Raw genomic sequence first — 7,301 nt, forward strand, 5'->3', positions numbered from 1 at the left:
ACCCAGTCCTGGGCTTCAGTTCCTCCAGCTCCGGCATGAAGAGAAACAATAGCATTGCTGTAATCATGCCGGCCAGAAAATAAAACCAACAGTTCAAATTCCCGAAATTTCTTCTGTAATACTAGCAATTCCCGCACGGTTTCCTGCCAAAGTACTTCATCTTTTTCTTCTTCGGCCATATCCAGAATATCATTCAGGTATTGAGCTGTTCCCATCAGTTCTTTATAAAGATTGAGGTTTTCCTGGAGCTTGCTGATTTGTTTCAGTATTTCCTGAGCCTCTTTGCGCTCACTCCAGAAGTTCTCCCGCAGAGTCTTCTGCTGCAAAGATTCTATCTGTTTCTCGCAGTTAACCAGGTCAAAGAGAAGCCCTCATCTCAGATAAACGATTGATTATTTCCTGGCAGCTGTTTTTAGGATCAATCAGCAAAATCTTCCCTCCTTGATATCATTTTAAGCCGTTACTTTATAAAATAATATTGGTTTTGATGCAGAAGGACGCAGACCCTTCGGGCGCTGATTAACGCTGAAATTATTAGCAAAATTATCTCGTAAATCATAATAAATCTGCGTTTACCTGCGTCAGAAAACCTCCTGTAATGCCCCTATTTTCATCGCTGCTTGCGTCCCCTGGGCATGGGTGGTTAGCAAAAATATACCAGGATAATGATTATTCCTTAGTGCCGGGCCTCTTGCTGGGTACTGCCAAGGGGCGGTTCGAAATAATCATATTTCTTCTTTAATATTACAATATCCACCCGGCGGTTCATAGCCCGCCCCTCATCGCTGTCATTGGCTACCAGGGGCCGGTTTTCCCCATAACCTATTATCGACAGGCGTTCCGCCGGAATACGGGCATTCTCGTTTAATACATGCACCACATTGGAGGCCCTCAAAACAGAAAGTTCCCAGTTAGAGGGAAATTTAGCAGTGCTTATGGGCCGGTCGTCGGTATGGCCCTCCACCCTGATAAAATTAGGCAATTTGAGCAAGGCTCCCCCTATCTGCCCAATGATTTCCTTAGCTCGCGGGGTCAGCTCATCCGAGCCGCTGGCAAAGAGCATGGTATCTTTAAAACTGATTACCAGCCCCCGCTCCTGCTCGTAAACTATCAGACTGTCACTCAAGCGGGTGGTGGTGGTATTCCCGCCCTTCTGGGCTTCACCGGCAGCCTGGTCTTCTACCTTTATAAACTCGGCAATCATTCGTTTAACTTCGTCCAGTTGCCCCTGATTATCCGGTATGGTACCTGGCCCTTCAGGCAGCATCTGCCCTGACAGGCCTTCAACCATTGACGGCCCTTGAGTATCGAGGGTGGACATAGCCTGCCCGCTGAGCACCAGACTTAAGGAATTGGCCACGGCCGCAAATTTCTGGGCATTGATCTGACTCATGGAATACATCAGAACAAAAAAAACCATTAACAGGGTAATCAAATCTGCATAGGTGATAAGCCAGCGCTCCTGACCGCTGTGTTCTTCCTCCTGGACTTTCTTTTTCCTGCGACCAGCCATCTATATCACATCCCCATCCTGGCTCTTTCCGGTTCTTCCTCCTTTTCCCGGGCATCAGCCGGCAGGAAGGTCATCAGTTTTTCCCGAATTACCCGGGGATTTTCACCAGCTTGAATGGAAAGGATTCCTTCCAGCACTAATTCCATCAAGAGGATTTCCCGGCCCGATTTTACCTTTATCTTGGTTCCAAAAGGAATCCAGAGCACATTGGCGGAAGCAACTCCATAGAGAGTGGCCAGGAAGGCCACCGCAATAGCACCGGCCAGCTTGTCCGGTTCGGCAATATTACTCAAAACATGGATCAAGCCCATAACGGTTCCGATTATACCCATAGTGGGAGCAAAACCGCCAGCCGTCATAAATATGTCAACACCTACTTTTTGACTTTTCTCGTGGGCCTCTATCTCCATTTCCAGCATGCTGCGGGTTAAATCAGGGTCGGTACCATCGATTACCAGTTGCAATCCCCGGGACAGGAATTCATTATCTATTTCCCCCAGCTGGCTTTCCAGGCTGAGCAGGCCCTCACGCCTGGCCTTATCCGCCGTTTCCACCAGTGTTTCCATCACAGAAAAATAGTCGATTTTCTTTTCCGTGAACACCACTTTTAGAAAAAAAGGTACCTTCCTAAGCTCTTCCATCGTATAGGATACTATAGTAGCGCCTATGGTGCCGCCAAATACTATGATAAAGGCGGTATATCCCCACAGGCTGCTCAAATGTGCGCCTTCCAGCAGGAACCCTCCTGCCAGGCCTCCCAGGCCCACTACCAATCCGATAAAAGTAGCTAAATCCATTAACTAACCCCTCTCCCGCAACATTTCTTGTACTTTTTCCCACTTCCACAGGGACAGAGGTCATTGCGCCCTACCTTTTTGCCTACACGCACAGGCTTCTTCTCCGCCTCTTCACCCTGGTTCTCAAAAGTTTTTCTTTCCTCCGGCTGTTGAACCACCTTCACGCGGAAAATGTAGCGCACTACATCTTCCTTCATACTCTCGATCATCATTTGAAAAGCCTCAAAGGCCTCGAATTTGTACTCAATCAACGGATCCTTCTGACCGTAAGCCCGCAGGGAAATTCCGTTGCGGAGCTGATCCATGGCATCAATATGATCCATCCATTTCTCGTCAATTATCCGCAAGAGGATAGCCTTCTCCAACTCCCGCATCAACTCACTACCCATTTCTCTTTCCCGCTGTTCATAGAGGGCGTGAGTTTTTTCGGCCAGGAGTGCTACGGCTTCATTTTTCCGCATTCCCAGCAAATCCTCCTGCTTGAAATCAGGTTGGGGAATTATACTCTGTTCAATATAGGCCATAAATCCCGGCAAATCCCACTCATCCGAGTATTTCAACTCGCCGGCGGACCTCTCCACCGCCTGTTCTATAACATCATCTATCATGCTGGCAACGGTTTCTTTAAGATCCTCGTCAAAGAGAACCTTGCGGCGCTCACCGTACATTACTTCCCGCTGCTGGTTAATGACATCGTCATACTCCAGAACATTTTTTCTTATGCTGAAGTTGCGGGCTTCTACCTTCTTCTGGGCACTTTCAATCGCCCGCGTTATCATTTTATGCTCTATGGGCATATCATCATCCATACCCAGACGATCCATAAGACCTTCAACATTGGCCGAACCAAAGAGCCGCATCAGGTCATCTTCCAGTGAAACATAAAAGCGCGACTCACCTGGATCCCCCTGGCGTCCGGAACGCCCTCGCAGCTGATTGTCGATACGACGGGATTCGTGTCTTTCCGTCCCCAGTACATAAAGACCTCCCAGCCCTTGTACTCCTTCCCCCAGGACTATGTCGGTTCCCCTTCCCGCCATATTGGTGGCAATGGTTACCGTCCCCTCCTGCCCGGCCAGGGCAATGATCTGCGCCTCTTTTTCATGGTATTTGGCATTTAACACCTGGTGTTTTACCCCTCTTTTGGCCAGCATTTCGCTTAAATATTCGGACTTTTCCACCGAAATAGTACCCACCAAAACCGGTTGTTTTACTTGATGCCGGGAAATAATATCTTCTACTACCGCCCGGAACTTCCCTTCTTCAGTACGATAAACCATATCCGCCTGGTCTTCCCTTACCATGGGATTATGGGTGGGAATGCTAACCACATCCATACCATAGATCTTGCGAAATTCCTCTTCCTCGGTTTTGGCTGTTCCCGTCATTCCTCCCAACTTCCGGTACATGCGGAAATAATTTTGAAAGGTAATAGTGGCCAGGGTCTGGGATTCCTTTTCAATTTTCACTCCCTCTTTGGCCTCAATTGCCTGGTGCAGTCCATCACTATAGCGGCGTCCAAACATCAAACGCCCGGTGAATTCATCCACGATAATTATCTGTTCATCTTTAATCACATAATCCCGATCCCTCTTCATGAGACTGTGGGCCTTCAAGCCCTGGTTTATGTGATGGGCCAATTCCATATTATCGGATAGATTATCTATAGCAAAATATTTCTCTACCTTCTGTACCCCTTCTTCCGTCAGGGTAACTACATGGGCCTTTTCGTCCACCTTATAGTCTTCTTCGTTTTGCAAACGAGGAATAAATTTGGCAATCTGGTAATAAAGGGTGGTAGGTTTGTCCCCTTCTCCCGAAATAATCAAGGGAGTACGGGCTTCATCCACCAGTATGGAGTCAACTTCGTCAATAATGGCATAATGCAGCTCACGTTGAACCATATTGTCTGCCGCTACCACCATATTGTCGCGCAGGTAATCGAAACCCATTTCGTTATTGGTGCCATAAGTGACATCACAGGCATAAGCGGCTTTTCTCTCCTCATAACTCAGACCGTGTACAATCAAGCCCACCGTCATACCGCAATATTCCAGGATCGGCCCCATCCAGCCCGCATCACGAGCCGCCAAGTAATCATTGACCGTTACGATATGAACCCCTCTACCCTCCAGGGCATTCAAGTAGGTCGGCAAAGTGGCCACCAGGGTTTTACCCTCACCGGTCTTCATCTCGGCGATGCGTCCCTGGTGAAGTACCATTCCCCCTATTAATTGTACATCGAAATGACGCATACCCAGAACCCGCCACGACGCTTCGCGTACCAAGGCAAAAGCCTCAGGTAATATATCGTCTAGTTCCTGCCCATTCTTTAATCTTTCCCTAAATTCATCAGTTTTTTGCGGGAATTCCTCCTCCGCCATCTCCTGGAAAGTCGCCTCCAGGGAGTTAATCACCTCCACCGTTCGCCTGAGCTTCCTGACTTCTCTTTCATCATCATCCAGGAAGGATTTCAATATTTTTTTTATCATTGTTTTTTACCTCGCAAAAAAGAAGGAACCTTAAGGTTCCTAATATTATCATGAATTAATATTATCACTTTTTCGCTCCCGGCTTCAACTAATCAAAGTCAGGCTCGATTAATCCGTAATTTCCATCTTTCCTCTTATAGACCACATTTACTTCTTCGCTCTGGGGATTGAAAAAAACAAAAAAACTATGCCCCAAAAGGTTCATTTGCATTATGGCTTCTTCTACATCCATAGGTTTTAGCGCAAATTTCTTGCTGCGAACGATCTTAAACTTCTCAATTTTTTCGCCCTTATCCAGTTCTCTCTTGATTTCCTCCGCCAGAGCCTTCTTCAGGCCTGCGCCCCGGTTGCTCCGATAGAGCCGGGCTTTGTATTTTTCGATCTGCTTTTCCAGTTTTTCCTCCACCATGTCAATGGAGCTGTACATGTCATCGCTCATTTCCTCTCCCCGGAGGATTATTCCATTCAAGGGTATGGTAACTTCTACTTTATGATCCTCTCCCTCAATTGATAAAGCTACCTGTGCCTCCTTTACATCATCAATGTATTTCTCCAACTTGGAAAGCCTCTTAGTGGTGTAATCTTTTAGAGCATCGGTAATCTCAATGTTCCTGCCTCTGATGACAAATTTCATAGAAACACCTCTTTCCCTGTTGTTATCTATATTATACTACTAAGTGGCCAAAAAATCCTTTCCGGAATAAATCTTGTTGCAAACATGGGAAGTAAGTTGTGGATCGTCCCTTATCAGGATGCTTCCCAGAAATGTAAAAACCGGGCCTATAAAGCCCGGTAATAAATTCGTATTTAGTATGCTGCTTCTTCTTTTTGTTTTTGGAAACATTCCATACAGTACACCGGTCTGCCTTCAACTGGTCTAAAGGGAACCTCGGTCTCAGCTCCACAACCGGCACATACTGCGGCAAACATTTCGCGTGGCCCCCGGCTGTTGTTACGACTGTTACGACGACTTACTCTACATTCCCGGCAACGTTTGGGCTCGTTTTCAAACCCTTTTTCACTGTAGAATTCCTGCTCACCAGCAGTGAAAATGAATTCCTGTCCACAATCTTGGCACACTAAAGTCTTGTCTTGAAACATGTGAAAATAACCTCGCTTTTTTGAAATTTGCCCAATGTGCACTGGAAAAAGTAGCCCATCAAGCCTTACAGCTAATTATACTGTTAAAATATTAAAATAGCAAGAAATTACACAATTATTCCTTGCTCATAAATTACCCTTAAGGACAGAGCTTTTGACCGGATCCCCCCATCAACTCTTATCGGCTTTCTGTTCCATGGATTGCTTGTAAGCCTGACTGGCTTGCCGGCTGCTGCTTGGGGCCTTTTGGTGGCGTTTAGAATTTATGGACTGCTGCATGAGATCTTGACTTCGCTGATCCTTTTCACTAATCATTTCCAGCAATTTACTTAAGCCGCTTATCTGCTCTTTTAATGCCTGAAACTGATCCGCCTCTATTTTACTTTCCAGCTTAGCCAGAACAAATTCTTCTATTCCTAGCTCCTGCACGATTATCAGCTGAAGCTGCTTGTTTTTCCGGTTTTTTTTATTTATATCATCCAAAAGATTATTTCTGCGGCCCAGCAAGCTTTCTATCTCATCTGCATATACCTGGCCCTGATTTTTTTCCAGAATAGCTAGTTGTTCACTGGCCAAATCCAACATGCCGGAGTAAATCCGCCTTTGCTGCTTGAAGTTCTCAGTTAATTCTTTAAGTATCTCCCTGGTCATTGTCGAATTATTCCCCAATCTGCTGAATCAGCCTGCTATTTTTTCTGGTCAAAAAACCATCCGTCTGAGTATGAGTTCACATGCAGATAAGCATCCGAAGCCACCTGGTTTTTTTTAAAACTGGCCAGCTTTTTACCCACCTCCTGCTGCGATTTCTTAATAATCTTTCGCCCTACTTCGTCATGGGCCTGAATCTCTCTGATTGTAACAATTATATCTTGTATTACCTTATTATGTACTTCTGCTTGCTGTTTTCCCAGAGAAAGCGGGAAAGTGAACCGGCTGTTTTTATTACTGCAAACTGCATTATCCCCATTATCTGCTCGATTAATCTCAGAAAACAGGAGATCGATCCCTTCCATGATCTCCTGGCGCTTTTGGAATAAAAGCAACATCTCCTGGCTAATATCTTTTTCGCCAGTGATGCTTCGAGCCAGCAGCAACTGTTCCTTGGATAAGAGCAGTAGATCCCCATACAATCCTCGAACTTTCTCCATTTGTTTCGCTTCCATCAAATTTTACCCCAATCGATAATATATAACATCTTCCCTCACACCAGTTCATCTACGAAGAGGCCTACTACCTGGTTTATCATTTCTTTCATCTTTATCGAAAAATCCAGTAAATAATCCGGCGGAATCTCTTTTATTACCTCACCGCTTAGACTATTTACCACCTTAACCTGAAAGCGCCCACTATCCTCGTAAGGCTGAAACTCGAGATGACAACTGGCAAACTTAACCGCCT

General features: G+C 45.9%; 9 protein-coding genes. All 9 read right to left on the reverse strand.

Features of this window, described 5'->3' with window-relative positions; all coding sequences use genetic code 11:
• Positions 1–326 (reverse strand): PCRF domain-containing protein (locus tag PHP87_RS08355; protein WP_299920305.1); only part of this gene is annotated, 326 nt, incomplete at its 3' end.
• Between the two features lie 350 nt (positions 327–676).
• Entirely contained in the window at positions 677–1,513 is an 837-nt protein-coding gene (locus tag PHP87_RS08360; RefSeq protein ID WP_299920307.1) for a flagellar motor protein MotB, read from the reverse strand.
• Positions 1,514–1,518: 5 nt separating this feature from the next.
• Positions 1,519–2,310, reverse strand: coding sequence for a flagellar motor protein (locus PHP87_RS08365; protein WP_299920309.1), 792 nt, complete (start codon positions 2,308–2,310; stop codon positions 1,519–1,521).
• Complete coding sequence (gene secA / locus PHP87_RS08370; protein ID WP_299920311.1) at positions 2,310–4,802, reverse strand: preprotein translocase subunit SecA; 2,493 nt, start codon at positions 4,800–4,802, stop codon at positions 2,310–2,312. The genes PHP87_RS08365 and secA overlap by 1 nt, the downstream gene beginning before the upstream one ends.
• Before the next feature lie 88 nt (positions 4,803–4,890).
• Positions 4,891–5,436: a ribosome-associated translation inhibitor RaiA gene (gene raiA / locus PHP87_RS08375; protein WP_299920313.1), complete on the reverse strand. Its 546-nt coding sequence runs from the start codon at positions 5,434–5,436 to the stop codon at positions 4,891–4,893.
• Between the two features lie 173 nt (positions 5,437–5,609).
• Positions 5,610–5,903 carry a zinc-ribbon domain containing protein gene (locus PHP87_RS08380; protein ID WP_299920315.1) on the reverse strand — a complete coding sequence of 98 codons (294 nt, stop codon included), beginning with the start codon at positions 5,901–5,903 and terminating at the stop codon, positions 5,610–5,612.
• 171 nt (positions 5,904–6,074) lie between these two features.
• Complete coding sequence (locus PHP87_RS08385) at positions 6,075–6,554, reverse strand: hypothetical protein (protein ID WP_299920316.1); 480 nt, start codon at positions 6,552–6,554, stop codon at positions 6,075–6,077.
• A gap of 35 nt (positions 6,555–6,589) precedes the next feature.
• Positions 6,590–7,051: a hypothetical protein gene (locus PHP87_RS08390; protein WP_299920317.1), complete on the reverse strand. Its 462-nt coding sequence runs from the start codon at positions 7,049–7,051 to the stop codon at positions 6,590–6,592.
• Between the two features lie 53 nt (positions 7,052–7,104).
• Positions 7,105–7,301 (reverse strand): flagellar protein FlaG (locus PHP87_RS08395; RefSeq protein WP_299920318.1); only part of this gene is annotated, 197 nt, incomplete at its 5' end.

The organism is Syntrophomonas sp. (assembly GCF_028707975.1).
Classification (GTDB): domain Bacteria; phylum Bacillota; class Syntrophomonadia; order Syntrophomonadales; family Syntrophomonadaceae; genus Syntrophomonas.